Annotated in this window: 16 protein-coding genes and 1 pseudogene; all 17 read left to right on the top strand. The window is 42.6% G+C overall.

From position 1 onward, the window contains the following. Positions 1-196: 196 nt before the first annotated feature. The 17 genes and pseudogenes from AB3G73_RS04125 (at position 197) to AB3G73_RS04205 (ending at position 24,602) form a co-directional block, all read left to right on the top strand. Positions 197-715, top strand: coding sequence for an HU family DNA-binding protein (locus tag AB3G73_RS04125; protein ID WP_258980584.1), 519 nt, complete (start codon positions 197-199; stop codon positions 713-715). 83 nt (positions 716-798) lie between these two features. Continuing rightward, on the top strand, positions 799-1,149 hold the full coding sequence (locus AB3G73_RS04130) for a hypothetical protein (RefSeq protein WP_195650309.1): 351 nt from the start codon (positions 799-801) through the stop codon (positions 1,147-1,149). Positions 1,150-1,177: 28 nt separating this feature from the next. After that, entirely contained in the window at positions 1,178-2,116 is a 939-nt protein-coding gene (locus AB3G73_RS04135) for an N-acetylmuramoyl-L-alanine amidase (protein ID WP_259022904.1), read from the top strand. Positions 2,117-2,463: 347 nt separating this feature from the next. After that, positions 2,464-2,655 (top strand): annotated as a pseudogene (locus AB3G73_RS04140) (hypothetical protein); the annotation flags it as partial. Positions 2,656-2,844: 189 nt separating this feature from the next. Continuing rightward, positions 2,845-3,594 carry a phage Gp37/Gp68 family protein gene (locus AB3G73_RS04145; protein WP_259022905.1) on the top strand — a complete coding sequence of 250 codons (750 nt, stop codon included), beginning with the start codon at positions 2,845-2,847 and terminating at the stop codon, positions 3,592-3,594. A gap of 127 nt (positions 3,595-3,721) precedes the next feature. Continuing rightward, positions 3,722-5,818 (top strand): glycoside hydrolase family 127 protein, encoded by a 2,097-nt coding sequence (locus AB3G73_RS04150; RefSeq protein WP_148366745.1) that lies wholly within the window; start codon positions 3,722-3,724, stop codon positions 5,816-5,818. Between the two features lie 28 nt (positions 5,819-5,846). Next, positions 5,847-7,706, top strand: coding sequence for a right-handed parallel beta-helix repeat-containing protein (locus tag AB3G73_RS04155; RefSeq protein ID WP_259022907.1), 1,860 nt, complete (start codon positions 5,847-5,849; stop codon positions 7,704-7,706). A 162-nt stretch (positions 7,707-7,868) separates the two neighbouring features. Next, on the top strand, positions 7,869-10,073 hold the full coding sequence (locus AB3G73_RS04160; RefSeq protein ID WP_367743017.1) for an alpha-L-rhamnosidase C-terminal domain-containing protein: 2,205 nt from the start codon (positions 7,869-7,871) through the stop codon (positions 10,071-10,073). 193 nt (positions 10,074-10,266) lie between these two features. Further along, positions 10,267-10,887 (top strand): RNA polymerase sigma factor, encoded by a 621-nt coding sequence (locus AB3G73_RS04165; RefSeq protein WP_195650314.1) that lies wholly within the window; start codon positions 10,267-10,269, stop codon positions 10,885-10,887. 5 nt (positions 10,888-10,892) lie between these two features. Beyond that, positions 10,893-11,885, top strand: a complete 993-nt coding sequence (locus AB3G73_RS04170; protein WP_195650315.1) for a FecR family protein — start codon at positions 10,893-10,895, stop codon at positions 11,883-11,885. Between the two features lie 27 nt (positions 11,886-11,912). After that, on the top strand, positions 11,913-12,668 hold the full coding sequence (locus AB3G73_RS04175; RefSeq protein WP_367743021.1) for a creatininase family protein: 756 nt from the start codon (positions 11,913-11,915) through the stop codon (positions 12,666-12,668). Between the two features lie 355 nt (positions 12,669-13,023). After that, positions 13,024-16,272 (top strand): TonB-dependent receptor, encoded by a 3,249-nt coding sequence (locus AB3G73_RS04180; RefSeq protein WP_259022910.1) that lies wholly within the window; start codon positions 13,024-13,026, stop codon positions 16,270-16,272. Positions 16,273-16,292: 20 nt separating this feature from the next. Further along, positions 16,293-18,041: a RagB/SusD family nutrient uptake outer membrane protein gene (locus AB3G73_RS04185; RefSeq protein ID WP_259022911.1), complete on the top strand. Its 1,749-nt coding sequence runs from the start codon at positions 16,293-16,295 to the stop codon at positions 18,039-18,041. Positions 18,042-18,057: 16 nt separating this feature from the next. Further along, on the top strand, positions 18,058-19,740 hold the full coding sequence (locus AB3G73_RS04190) for a hypothetical protein (RefSeq protein ID WP_367743041.1): 1,683 nt from the start codon (positions 18,058-18,060) through the stop codon (positions 19,738-19,740). Between the two features lie 13 nt (positions 19,741-19,753). Next, positions 19,754-21,466, top strand: coding sequence for a hypothetical protein (locus tag AB3G73_RS04195; RefSeq protein ID WP_259022913.1), 1,713 nt, complete (start codon positions 19,754-19,756; stop codon positions 21,464-21,466). Between the two features lie 12 nt (positions 21,467-21,478). Next, positions 21,479-23,041 carry a PKD domain-containing protein gene (locus AB3G73_RS04200; protein ID WP_259022914.1) on the top strand — a complete coding sequence of 521 codons (1,563 nt, stop codon included), beginning with the start codon at positions 21,479-21,481 and terminating at the stop codon, positions 23,039-23,041. A gap of 22 nt (positions 23,042-23,063) precedes the next feature. After that, positions 23,064-24,602, top strand: coding sequence for a hypothetical protein (locus AB3G73_RS04205; RefSeq protein WP_259022915.1), 1,539 nt, complete (start codon positions 23,064-23,066; stop codon positions 24,600-24,602). Positions 24,603-24,625 lie beyond the last annotated feature (23 nt).

A 24,625-nucleotide genomic window follows, 5' to 3' on the forward strand; every position in this document is an offset into this window, starting at 1 on the left:
CAAAGGTGCTATGAAAATATGACAGAGAAAACGGGTACTTTATCGGATGCTTACATTTGCTATAAATATTGTTTGTAGGCCTTGTAGTGCCGATAATCGCTTGTCGTTTCATGTCCGTTGAATATGCCGCATCTTTGCATCGTTAACGTTAGCGAAGTAATAATTAAACAGTATTCATTTAAAAAAGAAAAGTATTATGGCAATTAGATTTAAAAGGGTTCAACGTCTGTGTGATCCGACAAACAAAGAGGCAGGAAAGAAAGTGTATCCAGTAATTTCTTATCAATACGATACGAGCGCTACACTGGATGAGTTTGCGAAAGAAATCTCTTCTACTTCCGGTGTCAGTGAGGGTGAAACGATTAGTGTATTGAAAGATTTTCGTACACTTCTACGTAAGACATTACTTTCGGGCCGTTCAGTGAACATTAAGGGATTGGGTTACTTTTTTCTTGCGGCTCAAAGCAAAGGAACAGAAAAGGCAGAAGACTTTACTGTATCTGACATCAGCGGCCTGCGGGTTTGTTTTCGTGCTAATTCGGATATCCGTCTCTTTACGGGAACTTCGACGCGTTCGGATGGATTGAAGTTTAAGGATTTGGATCATATCAACGACTCAAGTATCATTGATGGTGGGGCAGGTGAAGGAGAGGAAACACCGAATCCTGACGGTGGTTCGGGAGATAATGGTGAAGCACCCGATCCGGCAGCTTGATAAGCGGGAAATGAAAATTAGCGACTTTGTATGGAATGGGGCTTCGGCCTCATTCTTTCTTTAAACTACATAAATAGATCAATATGCAAATAACTACAATCCTTGCTTTCATTACTGCTATGGGCGGTTTGGAAGCGGTGAAATGGATGGTGAGATATATCACTTGCCGAAAAACGGATGCACGGAAAGAAGAGGCAGACGTGAGTAGTCTGGAAGAAGAAAATCGTCGTAAAAAAGTGGATTGGCTGGAAGATCGCCTGACACAGCGGGACGAGAAAATAGACGGGCTTTACATCGAGCTTCGCAAGGAGCAGGAAGAGAAGATCGACTGGATACATAAATGCCATGAGGTGGAGTTGGCACAGAAAGAGTCGGAGGTGAAAAAGTGTGATATCAGAGGGTGTGTGAAACGCATTCCTCCTTCGGAATATTAATGAGGTTAGTTGATAAAAATAAAATGTTATGAGAAAGATAGATTCTATTATAGTACATTGTTCGGCTACAAAAGCCGGACAGGATTTTACCGCCGCAGATATTGACCGTTGGCACCGGGAACGTGGGTTCAACGGTATCGGTTACCATTATGTTATCCGCCTGGATGGAAGACTGGAGAAAGGAAGGGAGATTGATTTGGCAGGAGCGCATTGCAAAGGTTGGAATGAGCGAAGTGTCGGGATCTGTTATATCGGGGGATTGGATGAGAACGGACATCCGGCAGATACCCGGACAAATGCGCAAAAACGGGTGCTTTATCAAGTAATAATGGATTTGCAACGGGAATATACTATTCTTCAGGTATTGGGACACCGGGATACTTCGCCGGATTTGAATGGAGACGGGGTGATCGAACCTTATGAATATGTGAAAGTGTGTCCTTGTTTTGATATGAGAGAGTTTATGAAGAGTGGGAGGGAGTTGCTGTTTGCTTTATTATTGGGTCTCGTTCTTCCGGGGGTACTTTCGGGATGCAGGACTAAGAAGGAAGTTATCAGTAGGAGCAGTGAGGTGCAGATGGATTCAAGTTCTTCCGGGCATTCTTCCCATGTGGCTTCGTATGATGTTAATCAGGAAAGGAAGATGCTGGAACGGATGGAGGAGTCTACCGAACAAATATTGGTAGTATTGGGGAAAGATACTGCGACAGGGGATTTCTCTTCCACCTGTTTTATTTCAGGTAGCAGAAAGACGGTGAATAAGGTTTTTGAAAAGAAAGAGAGGATAGATGAGAAAGAAGATACTCAAATATCATCCTTTATCGACACGAATCGTCATAAAGTGGTTGGTGAGGAGGAAGAGAATAGCTTATATTATAGGAAAAATATAAGTTGGATGCTAATAATTAGTATATCGGCATTGATGTTACTTTACTTTATTTATAAAAAGAGGAGAATTCTTTTTTGAGGATTTGCATAGAAATATATAGAATAATACTATCTTTGTAGAGGTATATCGGGCTTAATGGAGTGATTGTTCAATAATATTCATATTCATCATCGGGATATACAATGAGAATGAGGGCGAAATTTTTTATTGTGATAATTGATTGTGTAGCCCTAAATGTGTGAATAACGTAAAAGTGGTAGCTTTTGAGTTTGAATTTTGCATATATCGAAACAGGCTATTTAAAATATTTGCTATTAGTCTTGTTTGTAAACAGATATTGTTCTCTTAGACATGAATACAATTTGCCATATTCGTGATTATGCGGACTTTTGCAGAAGGTAACTAACAAACAATATTAGGGATTAATGATTATATATAATAGTCGATTAGCAAAATGGCTTCTCGATAAAAAGAAACATTCTTTTATGATTTTTGGGTGCTACTTTACCCGTTATAAGCAATTAGAATTTTGGGAGGAAATGGAAAACCGGATTCATGTAAGGCAATACACGGAATGCTTTTTGCCTACACTTGTGCCGGCAGTAGGAGTATCGCTGTAAAAGAAAGCTGCCATCGTCAAGATGGGCTGACTAAGATAAAGATCCCTCGTGGATCGGCTGCCTGTGAAGGTCGCTCTATTGTTTGTTTTGTTTGTGTTTTGGTGCACCTTTATTCTGTTGAAGAATAAGGTGCACTCTTTTTATGGTTATATAATAGATTAAATATATCTTTGAAGAAAAAAGAAGATGGGTGAAAAAGCTTCAATGTGGAATCTCTGGCACGGCTGTCACAAATTGAGTGAGGGCTGCCGCCATTGTTATGTATATCGGACGGATGGTAAATATGGAAAAGACAGTTCGGTGGTGACAAAGACGGAGAAGTTTGATTTACCTTTGCTTCGAAAAAAGAATGGTACGTATAAGATACCTTCGGGAAATCTGGTATATACTTGTTTTACTTCGGATTTTCTGATAGAAGATGCCGACGAATGGCGTGCCGAAGCATGGGAGATGATGCGGATACGGCAGGACTTGCATTTCCTTTTTATCACCAAACGAATCGATCGATTACAACAGTGTCTGCCTCTGGATTGGGGTGATGGGTATGAGAACGTAACAATCTGCTGTACAATGGAGAATCAGGATAGGGTGGATTATCGTCTGCCTATTTATAAAGAAAGTCCTATTAAACATAAAATCATTATCTGCGAGCCGCTTCTTAGCCGGATTGATTTCAGAGGCGAGTTGGGAGATTGGGTGGAACAGGTGGTTGCCGGAGGGGAGTCGGGGAAGGAAGCCCGGATGTGTGACTATGAGTGGGTGCTGGATATCCGGCAGCAATGTATAGATGCGAATGTCGGCTTTTGGTTCAAGCAGACTGGGAGTTATTTGCTGAAAGAGGGACATGAATACAAGATTGCCCGACAGTTTCAACATTCGCAGGCGAGGAAGGCAGGATTGAATTATATGCCTGATAAACAAGAAATAAAAGGTTAGTTTAGATATTTTTTACTGAAAGCGAGGGTTGCTTGGCAATCTTCGCTTTTTGTTTTATTGAGTACAAAATACGGATAATCACGTCTTTTTATAAAGATATTGTGTAAATTTTAAATTATCCATATTAATGAAACAGATAAAACTGTTACTTCTTTTAGCTTCCGCCTCCGTTACGGGAGCACTTGCGCAAAGCAATGGATTGACGGATATGAGTCAGAGCCGTTTTGCGAAGATGGCGAATACCGGAATCGGTGCAGTACATTGGACGGATGGATTCTGGGGAGATCGCTTTCAGGTATTTAGCCGGACTTCCCTGCAAAGTATGTGGAACACTTGGAATACGCCGGAAATCTCTCACGGTTTCCGTAATTTTGAGATTGCTGCCGGGGTGTGCAAAGGAGAGCATTGGGGACCTCCATTTCATGACGGAGATATGTATAAATGGATGGAAGGTGTGGCTTCTGTCTATGCAGTTAATAAAGATCCGGAGCTGGACAAATTAATGGATAACTTTATTACTTGTGTTGTAAAAGCCCAGCGTGCAGACGGTTATATACATACGCCTGTTGTTATTGAAGAACTGAATAAAGGGATTGACTCTCATGCATTGGGAGATCAGCATAAACAAACGGTCATTGGAACGAAAGTAGGTGACGAGAATGAAAAAGGAGCTTTTGCCAATCGGCTGAACTTTGAGACTTATAATCTGGGACACTTGATGATGGCGGGTATTGTGCATCGTCGTGCCACTGGAAAGACTACTCTTTTCGATGCTGCTGTGAAAGCGACGGATTTCCTCTGTCATTTTTATGAAACGGCTTCTGCCGAACTGGCTCGCAATGCTATTTGTCCCTCTCATTATATGGGGGTAGTTGAAATGTACCGGGCTACCGGAAATCCCCGTTATCTGGAACTTTCAAAGAATCTGATTGATATCCGTGGTATGGTGGAGAACGGTACAGACGATAATCAGGACCGTATTCCTTTCCGCGATCAATATCGTGCGATGGGACATGCCGTACGCGCCAACTATCTGTATGCCGGAGTAGCGGATGTATATGCAGAAACCGGTGAGCAGCAATTAATGAAGAATCTGACTAGTATCTGGAATGATATCGTGACCCGGAAAATGTATGTGACCGGTGCTTGCGGTGCTCTTTATGATGGTACATCGCCTGATGGTACGTGTTATGAGCCGGATAGTATTCAGAAAGTGCATCAGAGTTATGGACGTCCCTATCAGTTGCCGAATAGCACTGCTCACAATGAAACGTGTGCCAATATCGGTAATATGCTGTTCAACTGGCGGATGCTGGAGGTGACAGGGGATGCGAAATATGCCGATCTTGTGGAGACTTGTCTTTATAATAGTGTATTGAGCGGTATTAGTCTGGATGGAAAGAAGTATTTCTACACGAATCCGCTTCGTATCAGTGCCGATCTTCCTTACACGCTTCGTTGGCCGAAGGAACGGACGGAATATATCAGTTGTTTCTGCTGTCCTCCGAACACATTGCGTACACTGTGCCAGGCACAAAACTATGCATATACATTGAGTCCGGAAGGGATTTATTGTAATCTGTATGGAGCAAATACATTGACAACGACTTGGAAAGAGAAGGGAGAAGTAGCTCTGACGCAGGAGACGGATTATCCCTGGGATGGAAATGTACGTGTAACGTTGAATAAAGTTCCTCGTAAGGCGGGTAGTTTCTCGCTTTTCTTACGTATCCCTGAATGGTGCGAAAAGGCTACGCTTACGGTGAATGGGCAGCCGCTGCAAATCAATGCGAGGGCAAATTCGTATGCGGAAGTAAATCGTGCATGGAAGAAGGGAGATGTAGTGGAACTGGCAATGGATATGCCTGTGTGCTTGCTTGAAGCTCATCCGTTGGCAGAGGAGATTCGTAATCAGGTGGTCGTAAAGCGCGGACCGTTGGTTTATTGTCTGGAAAATATGGACATAGCGAATGGAGAGAAGATTGATGATGTATTGATCCCTGCTGATATAAAATTGACTCCGAAGAAGATTACGATTGAAGGCAGTCCGGTTGTAGCGCTCGAAGGTAAAGCGCGTCTGGCATCTGCAACTTCTTGGGAAGGAGTACTTTATCGTCCGGTAGTTCAGGCTGAAAAGACGGTGGATATTCGTTTGATTCCTTATTATGCCTGGGGAAATAGAGGAAAAGGAGAAATGACCGTATGGATGCCTCTTGCCAGATAAATCATGATACAGAAATGAAGAAATGAGGATGAGAAAGTTATTTTTAACGGCTATATGTATTTTGTGCAGTCATTGGTTATGGTCCGGTGAGATATGGGTTTCTCCCAAAGGTAATGACTTGAATGATGGAACCCGTCAGTCTCCCAAAGCAACGCTGACTGCTGCTTTACGGCAGGCGCGTGAGTGGCGGAGGACGGAAGATGACCGTGTGCAGGGAGGAATCACTGTTTATATGGAGGGTGGAATGTATGCTCTGTATGAGCCGGTTTTTATCCGTCCGGAAGATAGTGGGACAAAGGAATCACCAACGGTGATCCGTTCGGCAGCCGATGAAAAGGTGGTATTGAGTGGAGGAATCTGTATTAAGAATTGGAAGAAACAAGGAAAGCTCTGGGTGGCAGATGTGCCGGCATTTAATGGGCGTCCATTGGATTTCCGTCAGTTGTGGGTGAATGGAGAAAAGGCTGTCCGTGCCCGTGATGTAGAGGATTTCGAAAAGATGAACCGTATTTGCAGCGTGGATGAAAAGAATGAAATTCTTTATGTTCCTGCGGTTGCGGTGCGCAGACTTATGGATCATAAGGGAAAAATGAAGGCTGAATATGCCGAAATGGTAATCCATCAGATGTGGTGTGTGGCCAATCTTCGGATTCGGTCTATTGAGGTGCAGGGAGATAGTGCGGCGGTACGTTTTCACCAGCCGGAAAGCCGGATTCAGTTTGAACACCCTTGGCCGCGTCCAATGGTGACGACAGACGGACATAATTCTGCTTTCTATCTGACGAATGCCCGTGAACTATTGGATGTACCGGGCGAATGGTATCACGATATGGATGCCCGCAAAGTGTATTATTATCCACGGGAAGGAGAGAAGATGCAGGAGGCGGAAGTGATGGTACCCGCCGTTGAGACGTTAGTGCAGGTAGAAGGTACTTTGGATCGTCCTGTGTGTCATATTCGTTTTGAGAAAATTACTTTTTCTTATACTACATGGCTGCGTCCGTCAGAGAAAGGACATGTGCCTCTTCAGGCAGGCATGTATCTGACGGATGGGTATCGGATTGATCCGAAGATGCAACGGGATTATCTGAATCATCCGTTGGATAATCAAGGATGGTTGGGTCGTCCTGCGGCTGCTGTCCGGATAGCTGCTGCCAGGCAGATTGATTTTGAGCGTTGCCGATTTGAACATTTGGGTTCTACCGGACTGGATTATGAGGAAGCGGTGCAGGGCGGTATTGTTCGTGGTTGTTTCTTTCGCGATATTGCAGGAAATGGTTTGCTGACCGGTAGTTTTTCTCCGGCTGCTCACGAAACGCATTTGCCTTATGATCCTGCTGACCGCCGGGAAGTATGCACACACCAGCAAATCAATAATTGCTATTTCACGGAAGTTGGGATTGAGGACTGGGGATGTCTCGCCATTGCTGCGGGGTATGTGAGTGATATTAATATCGAGCATAATGAAATCAGTGAAGTTCCTTATAGTGGCATCAGTCTTGGTTGGGGATGGACACAAACTGTGAATTGTATGCGTAATAACAGAGTTCATGCAAATCTGATTCATCATTATGCGAAACACATGTATGATGTAGCGGGTGTTTACACGCTCGGTTCACAGCCCAAAAGCTATGTAACGGAGAATTGTGTGCATAGTATCTATAAACCGGGTTACGTGCACGATCCTAATCATTGGTTCTATCTTTATACGGATGAGGGTTCTTCTTTCATCACTGTTCGTGACAATTGGACGGAGGGAGAGAAGTATCTGCAAAATGCCAATGGTCCCGGAAATGTATGGGAGAATAATGGTCCGAAAGTGGATGATGCTATTCGTGAACGTGCAGGATTGGAAGCAGGATACAAGGATTTGCTGAATATTCGATAGTGATTGGTAAATCATTTAACTGCAATATGCGGTTCGTTCCACAGATATGGAACTAAAGGAAAACACTTGTAGAACTAAAGGGAAACAGATGTGGAACTAAACATCAACTATTGTAGAACGAATTGTTTCTTATAACACAGTCAGTTAATAATAGTAAGAATAATGAAAAAGAAATATATGATATTGCTTAGTGTCTTGTCTTTGGCAAGCAGCACATTTGCCCAGACCTGGATCTGGTATCCGGGAGATTATGAAATCTGGCTGGGAAATCAAATGAACAACCGTCGTACGGAACAGGGGGCATTTTTCCCTCCTTTCTGGAAAACGGACAGTCATTATGTAGTCGTAGAGTTCAGCAAGCAACTGAATCTTTCCGAGCCGGAAGAGATCTTTATTGCTGCGGAAGGAAAGTATAATGTCAAGCTGGATGGAAAGCTTCAATTCGGTATGCCGGAGACGATGCCTCTTCCTGCCGGTAAACATAGCTTGAACATCAAAGTCTGGAATCAGGCTACTCCTCCCACTATTTATGTGAAAGGGAAGACGGTGAATTCTGATTCCTCCTGGCGAGTGACATACGAAGATAAAGAATGGATTGACGAGAGCGGAAAAGCCAGTGATACATCTGCTACGATCTATATGGATGCCGGATGCTGGAACTTTGACGGGGCTACCCAACTTCCTTCCCAATTCAGTCTGATGCGTGAACCGAAGCAACCTGTTGCGAAGACAGTACAGGCTGAAGGAGGTATTCTTTATGATTTTGGAAAAGAGACATTCGGATTCATCACATTGAAGAATCTTTCCGGAAAAGGAAAAATAGAGATTTATTATGGTGAAAGTCCGGAAGAAGCAAAAGATAAAGCATATTGTGAAACTTTGGACAAACTGTTGTTAGAGCCGGGACAAGTGACTGACCTCGCCATCCGCAGCACTTCTCCTTTAAATAGTTCTGATAACGAATATACGTTGGAGAACAGTAAAGCTTTTCGATATGTCTATGTTACCCACGAACCGGGTGTACAAATAGGAGAAGTATCCATGCAATATGAATATCTTCCTGAAGAGTATCGTGGAAGTTTCCGTTGCAATGATGAAGAATTGAACCGTATCTGGGAAGTGGGGGCTTATACTATGCATCTCACTACGCGCGAGTTCTTTATTGACGGTATCAAACGTGACCGCTGGGTATGGAGTGGTGATGCTATCCAAAGTTATCTGATGAATTATTATCTTTTCTTCGATAGTGAATCCGTGAAACGTACGATCTGGCTGCTTCGTGGCAAAGATCCTGTGACCAGCCACAGCAATACGATCATGGACTATACTTTCTATTGGTTCCTTAGCGTATATGATTATTATATGTATAGTGGCGACCGCCACTTTGTCAACCAACTGTATCCACGTATGCAAACGATGATGGATTATGTATTGGGACGTACAAATAAAAATGGCATGGTGGAAGGTATGACCGGTGACTGGGTATTTGTGGACTGGGCGGACGGCTATCTGGATAAAAAAGGAGAACTTTCTTTTGAGCAAGTTTTATTTTGCAGAAGTCTGGAAACAATGGCTTTGTGTGCTGATTTAGTCGGGGATGAGATTGGGAAGCAGAAGTATGAGAAGCTGGCTGCTGCTCTGAAAGCAAAGTTAGAACCTACTTTCTGGAACAATCAAAAACAGGCATTTGTACATAATCGTGTGAATGGTCAGCAAAGTGATGCTGTGACGCGTTATGCCAATATGTTTTCTGTATTCTTCCAGTATCTGAACGCAGATAAGCAGCAAGCCATCAAGAACTCTGTTCTTCTGAATGACAGCATTCTGAAAATCACAACGCCTTATATGCGTTTTTATGAATTGGAAGCTCTTTGTGCTCTGGGTGAACAGGAGGCTGTCATGAAGGAAATGAAAGCTTATTGGGGCGGTATGTTGAAGGAGGGTGCTACCTCTTTCTGGGAAAAATACAACCCTGAAGAAACTGGAACGCAACATCTTGCCATGTACGGCCGTCCTTATGGCAAGAGTCTGTGTCATGCCTGGGGAGCAAGTCCTATCTATCTGCTCGGCAAATATTATTTGGGTGTGAAACCAGTGAAAGAAGGATATAAGGAGTTTACTATCGCTCCTGTATTGGGAGGACTGAAATGGATGGAGGGTACTGTACCCACTCCGAATGGCGATATCCATATCTATATGAATGGCAAAATGATGAAAGTGAAAGCAACAGAAGGGAAAGGCTATCTGACAATCAATAGTCGTCGTCCGCCCAAAGCAAATATCGGAACACCGGAGAAAGTATCGGAAGGAGTGTGGCGTCTCTGGATTGATTCACCCGAAGAAAGAATTGTTACCTATCATTTATAATTCATTGTTAATTAGTTAGTGGAGTAGTCCTTGATTAACGGATCCTCTTTTATAGTGGAGATTGTTAATCAGGGACTTTTTTCGTAAATACATTTAGGTTTTCTAAGTTATTTGCTACATTTGCTCTTTATAAAGATAGCAGCAAGTAATACACTTTTTGTTCTTTTGGAAACAAATAAACAAAATCCGAAGAATGCAAAACAAGATTGTTCCATATACTAATACAGATGATGAAAAACTCTTTGCCTTGATCGAACAAGGCGATAAAAGAGCTTTCACCCAAGCTTATGAAAGATACCATAAACTATTGTATGTATTGGCTTACCGTTATTTAATGAGTTCCGATATGGCAGAAGATGCAGTACAGCATGTCTTCACCCGTTTGTGGGAATTCCGTTCAGAACTGCGTGTTGGAATCAGCCTGAAGAATTACCTATTCACTATGACAAAAAATTATGTCTTAAACTTGATTCGTAATGAAAACAGTGCGATTGCAAAGAACTATGAGATGGCACAAGCTGCTTCACCTTACGAAGATAATCTGATAGAGAATTTAGAGAAGAAAGAATTGATGTCCAGCTTTTATAAGGCAGTAGATATGCTTCCTGCACAGAAACGGGAAATCTGTTTAATGAAAGTTCAGGAGGAACTGACGAATCAGGAGATAGCGGAACGGATGAACTTATCCATAAATACCATCAAAACGCATTATTCGGAAGCCTTGAAACTTCTCCGTATTCATTTAAGTAAGATGTTAATAATTGTTGTATTTACCACTCTGATGACTGTTTTGAGTGTCCATTTAATAAAGTGATAAAGATGAATAGACCTACAGATAAACAAATAGAAGAAGTACTGGCAGGAATTGCTACCCCGGAAGATGCAAAGTTAGTAGCCGAATGGTTTACCACCGAAGAAGGCAGTGACTATCTGGAAGCTGCAATGACACGGGATTCGGAATTGATAAAAAATGAAGTAGCAGATTTGTATGTGAATCATGATATTCCTTCCAGGCAGATGTTAGAACAGATACGAAAGAATATTCGGGTGAAAAAACTGAAACGCATTTGCTTCAGAGTGGCGGCAGTGTTGATACCCGTACTATTTATTATCGGATTCTATATACAACTGAACTCTAAAGTTGACCTGTTCGGAACTTCTGAATATGAAGAAGTCGTTGTAGGCAAAGGAGAACGGATACAAATCATGTTCCAGGATGGAACAAGGGTGTATATCAATTCTGATTCGAAGCTGAAATATCCAAAGAAATTTGCTTTGAACACCCGCGAAGTTTTTCTTGAAGGAGAAGCCTATTTTGTGGTAGCCAAGAATAAAAACCGTCCTTTCATTGTCAATCTGAATGGTCCTGCGATTCAGGTAGTGGGAACCTCTTTCAACGTACAGGATTATCCGGAAAACAAAGACATTGTGGTATGTCTGGATGAAGGAAATATAAATCTGGCTCTTCCTACTGAAAAGAAATATCCGGTGCGTCCCGGCGAAAGATTGATCTATAATAAGGAGAGCAATGAATGCACTATTTCCAGAATGGATGATATGCGCCGTTTGTCAATGTGGAAACAGAATGTGATCGTATTTAAAGACACCCCGCTGCCGGAAGTAATCAAAGTGTTGAACCGCTGGTATGACGTGGATTTTAAGATAGAAGATGAACGTGCCTTGACCTATGTGTATACTTTGACATCCGACAATACTTTACTGGAAAAAGTACTGATGGATCTGGAAAAGATTGCTCCGGTGAAATTCGATTATAATGAAGATAAAAAAGAAGTCATCGTGAAAATGAAATAGTATAAGCACTTAAATAAAAAGTATAATATGAATAAAGTAGTTGATTTGTCTGTATCTTGTTATGGAAAAGTAAAAGATAGGAGATATGACATCGTGGTATTGCCATGGGGAGCTACTGAACCTCATAACTTACATCTGCCTTATATGACGGATTGTATTCTTTCTCATGATGTAGCAGTAGATGCCGCCTTGATAGCTCAAAATAAATATAATGTAAATTGTATGGTAATGCCACCTGTGGGGATGGGTTCCCAGAATCCGGGACAACGGGAACTGCCATTCTGTATTCATACCCGTTATGAAACGCAAAAGGCTATACTGGCTGATATTGTGTCTTCTCTTTACGCCCAAGGTATTCGGAAATTAGTGATTATCAACGGCCACGGCGGAAATACATTCAAGAGTATGATTCGTGACCTGTCCGTAGACTATCCCGATTTCCTGATTGCATCGAGTGAATGGTACACTGTATTGAAAGCAAAAGATTATTTTGAGAATCCGGGCGACCATGCGGACGAACTAGAAACGTCGGTAATGATGCATTATCATCCCGAATTGGTGAATTTGGAAGAAGCCGGACCAGGTGAATATAAAACATTTGCCGTGGAGTCTTTGAATGAGAAAGTGGCATGGATTCCGAGAAACTGGAAAAAGATATCTGAAGATACTGGTGTAGGCGACCCGAGAGGAGCTTCTGCAGAGAGAGGAAAGATATTTGCTGAAGCGGTTGCAGAAAAGTATGCAAAGCTCTTTGACGAGTTGGTACACAAGGAACTTTATTAGATTTTGGAAAAAAACATAGTGACGCTATCCTGTTGTGATAGTGTCGGTATCCCTAACTGATAGCGTCACTATATCATCGGGATAGTGACATCATCCCAAGTGATAATAATTAATAATTATAAAAAGTCCTTCCGAATGAAAACCGGAAGGACTTTTTTGTTTCTATTTCTTTTTTTCTTATCCATAAATAATGAATGGTATCTCATTGGAAATAAGCAAACTAGCTGGATTAACTTTTTGATAAACAAAAAAACTTCGAAAAAAAACGTATATTGCCTCACCCGCTTCTTAATCTCGTGTGTCCACTAAATACAAAGAGATTAAGAATCAATTTATAACTTTAAACAAACTAAGTATGAAGAACAGAGTATTGCTTGTATTGTTATTGAGCTTTGCTGTAAGCCTTGCGGCATCAGCTCAAAAAATAACAATGAATCTTCAGCAAGTCAAGTTGGAGAAAGTATTTTCGCTCATTACCAAACAAACAGGACTTACGGTGGCTTACAGTCGTACGATTGTCAACCCCGAACGAATTGTCTCCGTCCAGGCAAAAGACAAAGACCTTTCTAAAGTCTTAGATGAGTTATTTGCGGGTACAAATGTGGCTTATGAAATTGGGGAAAAGAAGATATACCTGAAAGCAAAAGAAGCCTCCATTGCATCAGTGGGAAATCAGAAAAATAAGAAGATAACAGGAACAGTGACAGACGCCAAAGGAGAACCGGTGATTGGTGCCAGTGTTTTGATAAAAGGAATGGGGACAGGTACTGTGACAGATGTGGACGGTAACTTTACACTGGATGCCCCGGCAGATGCACTTTTAGCTGTTAGTTATATTGGTTATAAAACACAGGAAGTAAGGGTAGGAAGTAAGAATTCATATTCTATTCAGTTGCAAGACGATACGGAAGTGCTGGATGAAGTGGTGGTAGTTGGTTACGGTGTGCAGAAGAAATCGAGCCTGACAGGCGCTGTCGCTTCCATCTCTTCTCAAGATATTAGCAAACAAGTATCTTCCAATGTTGCTTCGACCTTGCAAGGACGTACTCCGGGCGTGGACATCTTACAGCAGGCAGGTGTGGCAGGAGCAGATGTAAATATAGTGATTCGTGGTGCTGCTTCTTTTGGTGCTACCGAACCGTTGTATGTGATTGACGGTGCATTCAGTAATGCCGGATTAAGCTCATTAAATCCCAATGACATTGAATCCATCGAAGTTCTGAAAGATGGTGCGGCAGCTGCCATCTACGGCTCACGTGCAGCCAATGGTGTAGTTTTGATTACTACAAAGAAAGGAAAATCCGGTAAACCCGTTATTCAGATAGACGGCTCGTTTGCATTCCAAACGCCTACCAACATCCCGGATTTTCTGAATGCAGCAGAATGGAGAAATTTTGCGAATATGGTAGCGGATAATAGCGGTTTGCCCCATGCACCGGAAAATGACAATCCGACGAATCCGAACTTGAATACTGACTGGTCAAAAGAATGGATTCAATTTGCTCCGGTATGGAACTTGAATGCCAGTATTGCAGGCGGTGGTGATAATTCAACTTTCAGCACAAGCTTGGGATATCTTGACCAAACAGGTATGACAATCTATTCGGATTACAAACGTTATAACTTCCGCTTGAATACCTCTTATAAAAAAGGTCGGTTCTCATTTACCGAGACTCTCGGATTAACCCATAAGGACAAGACTCCTACAACGGCTTTCAACATCGCATTGCCGACGCTACCTATTTACGACGAGCTGGGACGATTTACTTCCGGTGGCCCCGATTATTACATCAATCCTGAAGATGGCAAGGCGCAGAATAAAATAGCTCCATTGCATTATACGGATCAATTTAATAAAGTAACGGATTTGATCGGTTCTTTGAATGCCCAACTGGATATTTGGGGAGGATTAAAATATAAATTATCATTAAGTGGAAATTATAGTAATAAGCATAATTATACGCATACTCCTGAATACTACACCAAATGGAATTCAGATGGAACTCCTGATAAAGATTATGGAAACACACGCAATAGCGTATCCGAAACAAGGGGTGAAGAATTCACTTACACGATTGACAACTTACTGACTTTCAATAAGACAATAGCTCGTCACTCCATAGACGCTTTACTGGGTACAAGCTGGATGAGAGAATATTATCGCTACATGACTAACTCCACGATTAACGATTTGGGAGGAACGGATATTACCGGATTCCAGAATGAGGATGGTAAAATTTCGGCAGGTGACAGTAATGCGGCATTGCTTTCTTTCTTCGCCCGTGTGAACTATGACTATGACAATAAGTATCTGTTGTCTCTAAGCGTTCGTCGCGATGAGTCTTCTAAGTTCCACAAAGATAATAGAGTAGGTTACTTCCCCTCTGTTTCTGCCGGATGGAATGTGCATCAGGAAAAGTGGTTCCAAAATCCCGTAATGAGTAAATTAAAGATTAGAGCCAGTTATGGTGAATTGGGAGCTAATTTTCTCAACCCTTATAATTTCGATGCCATAGCTTATGGACCTATTCCTTACACTGTGGGCGGAGAACGCTATGTGACAGGACGCGCTGCCTATCTGAAATCGAAAGATCTGAAATGGGAAACTGCAAAGACTACGGATATTGGTATCGAACTGGGTTTCTTCAATAATGACCTGACTTTATCTCTGGACTATTTCGTGAAGAAAAATGTGGATTTGCTGGCACAAATCGACTTGAACCTGTCTTCCGGACAAATCTTTGAAATTAACAGTTCCCGTGAGAAACCGTATGTAAACACAGCTTCCGTAAAGAATACAGGTTGGGAGTTTATGATGAATTACAGGAAACAGTTGACGAAAGACTTTCATATAGACGCAACATTCAACATCGCAACGTTGAAAAATAAGGTGTTGTCATTGGGAGAAAACGTACAGCCGATTACTTCCGGTGCAATGTCCAGTTACTTCAGCGATGCACCTTCCATTACCATGCCGGGAGAAGCTATCGGTTCGTTTTATGGCTACAAGATAGAAGGCTTTGATGCGGAAGGAAACTTCATCTTTGCGGATACGGACAAGAATGGAGTAGTCAATGCCAATGACAAAGTGATTTTGGGTAGTCCTATCCCTGATTTCACATACGGTCTGAATATCAATATGGAGTACAAAGACTTTGACTTGACTGTCTTTTTCCAGGGAGTACAAGGAAATGATATATTCAATCAGAAAAAGTATACCTATTACTTCGACTACTCTAACAACGTAGTCAAGGATGCCTTGAATGGATGGACAAAGACAAATAAGAATACAGGTATACCTATTATGAAAACTCAAAATACAAGTGGCGGAAATTCATTGCCCAGTGAATTTTATGTGGAAGACGGTTCCTATTTACGCTTGAAGAACCTTCAGTTGGGTTATTCATTACCTAAAAAGTGGTTGGAAGCGATTCGATTCAACAAACTGCGCGTGTATGCAGGCGTACAGAATCTGTTTACGCTTACCAAATATTCAGGTTACGACCCCGAAGTTAGTTCGAACGTATTGTTTTCACGTGGTATTGACATCAGTTCATATCCCAATGCCCGAACATTTACCTTTGGTTTTAACGCATCATTCTGATAACTAAAAATATGATTTATATGAAAAACTATAAGAAAGTATATGCCGCATTAATCTTGGCAGGCGGCTTGATATTACACGGATGTAATGGCATCTTCGATGAACTGGCAATTAATCCGAATCAGCCGAGTATGGGAGCTTATTTCACCAGTCCGTCTGCTGTAAATGACGCAGTGATGACTATGTACGGGTATATGTCTACGCAGCGTTGCCTGGGAGCTTCCGGCTCCAAAACAACGATTATCCGTTCTGATGAAGCATCATCCAACTCGGATTATGGGAAACCGGGTATGTTCGGGGCAGACCTCAATGCCAGTTACTACACTATCGAACAGCCTTATACATTGATGTACACTACTGCATCTCAAGCGTCATATATCATTGAAACAGCTCCGTCTGTTGACTTCAGTGGTAATGAGGAACTACGGAATGCATACATGGGGGAAGCCTATTTTTGGAGAGCATTTGCGCACTATTACTTATTGATTAATTTCCGGAATATATCTCCGATCAGACAGATGCCGCGAAATGGTGATGACTATGTACGTCCGTTAGAGAAACCTGCCGCTGTATGGAATTTTATTCAGGAAGACCTGTCACATGCCAAAGAATTGCTACCCGCAAAAGGATACTGGGACAGCAAAAATGCAGGTCGTGTAACAAAAGCTTCTGCAGCCGCTTTATTGGGAAAAGCCTACCTCTATCGTAGTGGAATCGAATCATATTATGGTGAAGATAAGACTACATTTTACAGTGAAGCCGCCAAAGAATTTGCCGACATTATAGATCGAAAGTATGGAGCTTATGACCTGACCAATAATTATGCGGATAATTTCGATGTCGCCCACGAGAATAACGAAGAATCCATTCTTGAATTCCAGTTCCTGGGCGATGTGGACAATGCGGGATTCAATCCGGGACTTGCCACTTCCGGTCTGGCATTCGATTCACGTGGTTTGATGCTGCCGGGAGCAGGAGTAGGTTATGAAGGAGTAGTGCATAATTGGCTTTACAATGCATTTGTAAATTCCATAGATAAGGACGGTAACACTGATATCCGTATGTTCTCTACAATGATATTCAATGACTTGGACGCGAATATACATTTGAGAAAAGATGCCGGCGGACAGTCGGTACGTCTGAAAGGTCCCGGCGGCTACAAATGGGAAGAACTTTACCCGGCAAAGAACGGAAAAGAAGGGTTTGCCACCGTATCCAATCCATTGGCACATCCATTTAAAGCAGGTATAAAGAAAGGTATTGATTGTTCCATGCCTACACAGACAGAAGCGGATGGTACTCCCAAACTGATAGGGGTAGGTGCGGGTGTCAAAGAATATGTCTATAATCAGCCTCGCGCGCACGGTGTGAACTGGCGGTATATCCGTTATGCAGATGTATTGATGATGTATGCGGAAGCCGTCGTAAGCGGTGGCGCACAAGCGTCGGACATGACTCCCTTGCAGGCAGTGAATAAAGTACGCGGACGTGCCAACCTTAGCGATTTGCCTTCTGTAACCATGACTGATATTGAGAATGAAAGAATCCTTGAATTTGCTTTAGAAGGACATCGCTTCTATGATTTACTCCGTTGGGGCAAACTATCCCGCCGCTTTGCAGAGTTGCAGGAATCCGATCCTAACTTCAAGAAATTCGTATCTGCAGATGATTTCAAAGGATTTGTCACCAACAAACATGAATGGTTGCCGATTCCTATTAATGAAGTGAATTCTAACCCTTATATCACAGAAAATAATCCGGGATATTAAATAAGAAAGAACTAGCATGATAAATATAAAAAATATGGCGGTACTACTCTTCAGTTTGTTAGTACCGGGCCTGACTATTGCCCAAACAGAAGTACTTTACAATGGTATACACTTGCCTGAACAGTGGCCTCCCCGTTATGGGGAGCCACAAAAGGCACAAGATATGCCAGTGCCTTATCTAAAGCAGAAACCTGAAGTTATCTCTGTAAATGTAGGTAGACAGTTATTTGTTGACTCATTTCTGATTGCAGAAACCAATCTGGAAAGGATTATCCATACTCCCCGGTTCTACGAAGGAAACCCGGTACTCGGACCAGACAAAGAATGGGAGAAGACAACCGAAGGCGGACTCTATGCAGCTCCCTTCAGTGACGGGATATGGTATGATGAAAAAGACCAGAAGTTCAAAATGTGGTATCTGGCAGGTGCGGGTGTTCTTCATAAAGGAGACAATCAGACATTCTATACAGGATATGCCGAATCTAAAGACGGTAAACACTGGACAAAACCAACACTGGATATTTGGGACCAAACCAATATCGTAGACACCTGTAATCGTGATGCAGCCACTATTTGGTTGGATAAACGGGAAAGAGATCCGTCTAAACGATATAAAATGTTCAATGTAGAACGCCGTCCCACTGACCGTCGGTGGCAGTTTGTCCTGAAATATTCGTCCGATGGGATTCATTGGGGAGAAGGAGTGGCGCAATCTGGTGATTTATACGACCGTTCATCCGTATTCTACAATCCTTTCCGTGATGTCTGGGCATTAAGTATGCGTTATGGAACCAATGTCTCTTCCCGCTCGCGTAGCTATCTGGAAAACAAAGACCCTGAAGAAGCAGTAAGTTTTGCACATCGTATCCGAAAAGGAGTACCCGATAAAAATATAGTCTACTGGTTTACTCCAAGTGATAAGGAGCCACGCCACCCGGAGTTCCCGGAAGTAGATCCGGGCATCTATAATTTCGATGCCATCGCTTATGAAAGCGTTATGCTGGGACTGTACAGTGTATGGCAAGGCCCGGAAAATGGAGTTTGTGCCAAACTGGGTATCCAGAAGAAGAACGAAATCTTCCTGGGGTACAGTCGTGACGGTTTCCATTTCTACCGTCCCTCTTTCAAGCCTTTCATGGCAGTGAATGAGACGGATGGAGCGTGGAACTGGGGCAATATGCAGTCTATCAACGGTGTGCCTTTAGTAGTGGGGGATTCACTCTATTTCTATTCCAGTGGACGACAAAAAAACGAGATTATGTGGGACAGCTATACTTCTACGGGACTGGCAACTTTGCGCAGGGATGGTTTTGTCTCCATGCATGGAGACAAAGGCGGATACCTGCTGACCGAGAATCTTAGTTTTGATGGCAAGTACCTCTTTGTCAATGCAGACGTAAAAGGGAGTATGTTCGTCGAAGTCTTGGATGCAGATGGAAATCCATTGGAAGGATTTACCCGGAAAGACTGCGTCCCCGTGAAGAAGACAGATAAAACCAAACAACTGATTACATGGAAGAAACACCAGGATATAGCATCGCTCATCGGGAAAAACATCCGATTGAAATTCTACTTGGATAACGCTGATATTTACGCATTTTGGATTTCTCCATGGCAAACAGGTGAAAGTCGCGGATATACAAGCGGTGGCGGACCCGGACTGTCTGCCAGTGGGATAGATGTCCCTGCGAATCAATAAAAGATAAATGACTATGAAACGTTTATTTTATACATTATTCTTTTGCCTACCCTGTATGCTGATAGCCTGTGGTGGTAGCGATGATACTCCGGGTGGAGGTGACAATCCACCGGTAGTAGTTCCGCCTGACGAAGAACCGACCGACCCACGGTTACTATACAATGGGATTCGTTTACCCGAGCAATGGCCTCCGGTACGTTCCTCTTCGTCCGAATTAGAAAAAGGGATGTCTCCTTTTTATCTGTCGGACAAACCTTCTATCATCCATATTTCGATAGGACGCCAGTTGTTCGTAGATAATTTTCTGATAGAATCTACCAATTTGAAACGTACTTTCTATTATCCTGAATATTATTCGGGCAATCCGATATTGACACCGGATCAGGAGTGGGAGAAAACCGGAACAAAAGGTGCCGCCTTTGCCGCTCCATTCAGCGATGGAGTGTGGTATGACGAAAAGGAGGGAAAATACAAGATGTGGTATATGGCAGGCGGTGGTTCTTATGCAACCAGCGGAGCAGGAGTGACTTGTTATGCAGAATCGACGGATGGTATTAACTGGACAAAACCGATTCTTTCGGTCGTCCCCGGAACCAACATTGTTGACTATAACTCGGAACGTGATGCATCTGTTGTCTGGGTAGACAAACAGGAAAGTAATGCTTCGAAAAGATACAAAATGTTTTTAGTGGCGAGGGAAGCCGGAAAATGGAGATATAATTATAAAACTTCTTCAGATGGTAAAGTATGGCGTGCTGCAACCCAATCGGAACCGATTGCCGACCGTTCTACAGTCTATAAAAATCCGTTCAGAAACGTATGGGTATATAGTATGCGGCACAATGTCCGGGTAGATGCAAACAAATTAGTACGTGCCAGAGATTATTATGAAAATATCGATCCACAGGCTGGTACAAAGAAAGCAGAAGCCTTATTGAGTGCGTTTTGGTTCGGTCCATGGGCCAATGAACAACGTCATCCTGACTATCCGGATATCGCCCCTGCAATATACAATCAGGATGCCACTCCTTATGAAAGTATTATGCTGGGATTCTTCTCTGTTTGGCAAGGTCCGGAAAATGATGTCTGTGCATCTGATAATGTGATTAAGAGAAACCAGATAATGGTAGGGTATAGCCGGGATGGATATAGTTGGTTCCGTGAAGACATGAATCCTTTCCATGCAGTGAACACGACCGCATCGGATGCCTGGAATCAAGGTAACTTACAATCTGTGGCCGGAGCTCCGTTGATTGTGGGCGATAAGCTCTATTTCTACTTGAGTGGCCGACGTTTGAGAGGAACACAAGAAATCACTACCACCGGACTGGCTATGCTTCGCCGGGATGGATTTGCATCTATGAAGGGGACAGGGGAGTTGCAAACCTCCTTACTGAAATTTGATGGTTCTTACTTCTTTGTGAATGCCAACGTTGCAGGAGAAATGAAAGTTGAGCTTTTAGACTCCGATAACAAAATAATTGAAGGCTTCTCCAAAGACGACTGCAAAGTCTTTAAGGGTGATAATGTAAAAGCCAGGATCGAATGGACCGGCAATGTTTCGTTAGCCTCTCTTAAAGACAAACAAATAAAAGTGAGATTCTATATTGACAATGGTGAAATTTTCGCTTTTTGGATTTCTCCTTCCACGAATGGGGAAAGTATGGGCTATACTGCGGGTGGAGGTCTAGGACTGAATATTTCCGGAATAGATAAAACCAATTAAAAAGTAAATGCTATGAATAAAGTAACTTGTTTAGTATCACTGATTTGTATCCTTCTGTTTTCTTCATGCGAAGAAGATAAAGTCTATTATAATACTGCGGCAAAAGCAGACTTCACCATCGGTGAAGATATGTACGAATTGGGACAGACTGCTGTCTTTAAAGATGCTTCCATTCCCGATGAGGGAAATCAGATTGTGTCTTGGCTATGGGAATTCGGAGATGCGGCAAAGTCTGTTTCAATGGAACAGAATCCTACCTTTATCTATCAGTCGGATGGCACATTTACCATCAAACTGACCGTTACTGACAATAACGGATTACGTGCCAGTGTAAAGAAAGATCTCACGATTCTGGACCCCGCAAAAGCAATTAATGTGATGTGGCAAAAGGAGATGGGTGGCCCGATTGAAAACACCGTTTCACCTGCATTATCAGCAGATGGCAAGACTGTTTACATGATAACCGATCAGACTTCTACCGGAGCTTTTGATGTGAAACTGTTCGCTTATGATACTTCCAATGGGGCTCAAAGATGGGCATTCGATGTGACCGCCAAGATGAACGAACTGAATCCCGGCGGCGGAGCCAGTATGGTATATGCAAGTCCGACCGTAGGACCCAATGGAGATATATACATAACAGTCCGTGACTTGAAACCGGCGGGTGCGGAACATCCCCGCGCATTATTCCTGTTTGCCGTAGGAAGTGATGGTAGTATGAAATGGGCATATAAAGCCGCAGATTCTAACTTATACGCAGTGACTCCGGCTATTGATGCTTCAGGTAATATCTATTTCGGACATAGAGGTAAGAAATTGATTGTCTTGAGCCCGGCAGGTAATGTTATCAAAGAAATAGCTTTGGATATGGAAGTATTGTCCGGTGTATCCTTATCTAAGAATGGAACGATTTATTTCGGTTCTTCCGGTAAAAACGGATATTTCGGTTATGACTTCGCTACGGGTGCTCAACAGTTTGTGTACCAGAAAGATTTGGGCGGTACAGCATTAAAGGGAAACTCCTATACGGTAGGAGCGGACGGAACAATCTATACCGTAGCCGAACTGACTACAGGTGGTGCCATAGTAGCTTTGAATCCTGATGGAACAGAAAAATGGGTATATAAAACTCCGGGAGCTATAATCAACGGTGGTGTTGCAATCGGTGCAGACGGAACAATTTATGCCAATGGCGGAAAAACGGTTGCCGATGAAGTTTCGGCAGGTGTTGTCGCTCTGAATACAGACGGTTCTCTGAAATGGCATTACGCTACGACAGATGATGTAAACAACTGCGTTCCGGTGATTGATAACAGAGGATATATCCACATTATTTCGGATAAAGCCGTTTACTATATTGTGAAGCAGGATGGTAGCTTGCTAGCTTCCGCCGAATTGGGAGTCAAATGTTTCTCCAGCCCGGTGATGGACTCAAAAGGATATTTATATGTGGGAATCGAAGCTGTGGCAGGTGCATCGGATATGGTATGTATCTCGTCAGGAGCAACTTCCTATGCTGACTCTGCATGGCCTATGAAAGGACAGAATCCCCAACGTACCGGTTTACAAAAGTGACAATCCTGCTAACTGGAAAATTATGAAGAGATATTTATCATTGGTCATTCTCTTATCCTTCGTATATGCAGGGTTGATAAAAGGACAACCTGGCCGCATACTTTTTGTAGATACGATAGAAATTGAGAAAACAGATCTCCAACGAATACATCATCTTCCTCTTTATTATTCAGGTAATCCTGTTCTGAAAGCCGATAAGAAATGGGAACTGAATATAAACGGAGACCCCTATGCCGCTCCTTTCAGCGGCGGGGTATGGTATGATGAAACGGATCGGAAGTTTAAGATGTGGTATTCTGCCGGTGGTGGCAAGTTATTAGGACTTGTCACCTGCTACGCAGAGTCTTCGGACGGAAAGAACTGGATAAAGCCGGAACTTACTATTGTTCCGGGCACAAATATAGTGGATACGCTGGAACATGATTGCGTTTCGGTATTGCTAGACAAATTTGAGAAAGATTCTGCCAAACGTTATAAAATGTTTGTTGTAGAATTTAATAATCGCTCCACTGTCAGTATGAAACTCAAATATTCTTCCGATGGGATTCACTGGAGTGCTCCCCAAGCACTTTCAGGTGAACTGTACGACCGCTGTGCGGCTTATTATGATCCGTTCCGCGGCAAGTATATTTTATCGTTGAAAACAATAAATGACATTTACCGTCGTTCACGTAATTATTTGGAACACGAAGACCCGGAAATGTTGGTTAGTCTGGCACACAGGGTATATGATAACCAAAGTGACAAATTTATCCGGTATTGGTTTCATGCCGACGACGATGACCCGCGTCATCCTCAATTTTCGGAATTGCGTCCACAGATATATAACCATGAAGCAATGCCCTATGAAGGATATATGCTGGGATATTTTACAGTTTGGCAAGGACCGGAGAATAATATTTGCGACAGTTTGAATATTCAAAAAAGAAATGAAGTATTGATAGGCTGGAGCAAAGACGGTTTCCATTGGAACCGGGAGAACAAAACTGCTTTCCTTCCGGTAAGTGAAGATTTTCATGCATGGAATGCTGGTAATGTGCAATCCACTGCGGGCAATCCTCTCATTGTGGGAGACTCTCTTTATTTCTATGTCAGTGGACGCTATAATAGCAAACCCAAGCATGATTCGAACTTTGCCACCGGATTGGCAACACTCCGTCGGGATGGCTTTGTCTCTATGAGATCGGAAAAGAAAGAAGGCTATGTGATAGTAAGAACTCTGATTCCGAAAGATGGAAAATACCTGTTTGTCAATGCAGATGTGAAAGGAACTTTAGCGGTGGAAGTCTTAGAAGAAAACGGGCAACCTCTGGAAGGATTCACAAAAAAGGATTGCACACAGATAAAAAATACGGATAAGACAAAACTAATGATTTCATGGAAGAAGCATTCGGAACTGGAATCTTTAAAGGAAAGAATGATTCGGTTAAAGTTTTATCTGAATAAAGCCGATTTATATTCATTTTGGATTTCCGCATGGCAAACAGGTGAAAGTTGTGGTTACACAAGCGGTGGCGGACCGGGCTTATCGGACAAGGGGATAGATGTCCCCGTGAATTAAATAGAGAAATAACTAAATATATT

Origin of the sequence: Bacteroides sp. L008, from assembly GCF_040812255.1 — a bacterium.
Classification (GTDB): Bacteria; Bacteroidota; Bacteroidia; order Bacteroidales; family Bacteroidaceae; genus Bacteroides; species Bacteroides vicugnae.

Coding starts and splice junctions, on each gene's coding strand:
- AB3G73_RS04160 (WP_367743017.1), top strand. CDS start 7,869: ATGAAAAAGAAATATATGATATTGCTTAGTGTCTTGTCTTTGGCAAGC.
- AB3G73_RS04165 (WP_195650314.1), top strand. CDS start 10,267: ATGCAAAACAAGATTGTTCCATATACTAATACAGATGATGAAAAACTC.
- AB3G73_RS04205 (WP_259022915.1), top strand. CDS start 23,064: ATGAAGAGATATTTATCATTGGTCATTCTCTTATCCTTCGTATATGCA.
- AB3G73_RS04130 (WP_195650309.1), top strand. CDS start 799: ATGCAAATAACTACAATCCTTGCTTTCATTACTGCTATGGGCGGTTTG.
- AB3G73_RS04135 (WP_259022904.1), top strand. CDS start 1,178: ATGAGAAAGATAGATTCTATTATAGTACATTGTTCGGCTACAAAAGCC.
- AB3G73_RS04155 (WP_259022907.1), top strand. CDS start 5,847: ATGAGAAAGTTATTTTTAACGGCTATATGTATTTTGTGCAGTCATTGG.
- AB3G73_RS04180 (WP_259022910.1), top strand. CDS start 13,024: ATGAAGAACAGAGTATTGCTTGTATTGTTATTGAGCTTTGCTGTAAGC.
- AB3G73_RS04185 (WP_259022911.1), top strand. CDS start 16,293: ATGAAAAACTATAAGAAAGTATATGCCGCATTAATCTTGGCAGGCGGC.
- AB3G73_RS04145 (WP_259022905.1), top strand. CDS start 2,845: ATGGGTGAAAAAGCTTCAATGTGGAATCTCTGGCACGGCTGTCACAAA.
- AB3G73_RS04195 (WP_259022913.1), top strand. CDS start 19,754: ATGAAACGTTTATTTTATACATTATTCTTTTGCCTACCCTGTATGCTG.
- AB3G73_RS04175 (WP_367743021.1), top strand. CDS start 11,913: ATGAATAAAGTAGTTGATTTGTCTGTATCTTGTTATGGAAAAGTAAAA.
- AB3G73_RS04200 (WP_259022914.1), top strand. CDS start 21,479: ATGAATAAAGTAACTTGTTTAGTATCACTGATTTGTATCCTTCTGTTT.
- AB3G73_RS04125 (WP_258980584.1), top strand. CDS start 197: ATGGCAATTAGATTTAAAAGGGTTCAACGTCTGTGTGATCCGACAAAC.
- AB3G73_RS04150 (WP_148366745.1), top strand. CDS start 3,722: ATGAAACAGATAAAACTGTTACTTCTTTTAGCTTCCGCCTCCGTTACG.
- AB3G73_RS04170 (WP_195650315.1), top strand. CDS start 10,893: ATGAATAGACCTACAGATAAACAAATAGAAGAAGTACTGGCAGGAATT.
- AB3G73_RS04190 (WP_367743041.1), top strand. CDS start 18,058: ATGATAAATATAAAAAATATGGCGGTACTACTCTTCAGTTTGTTAGTA.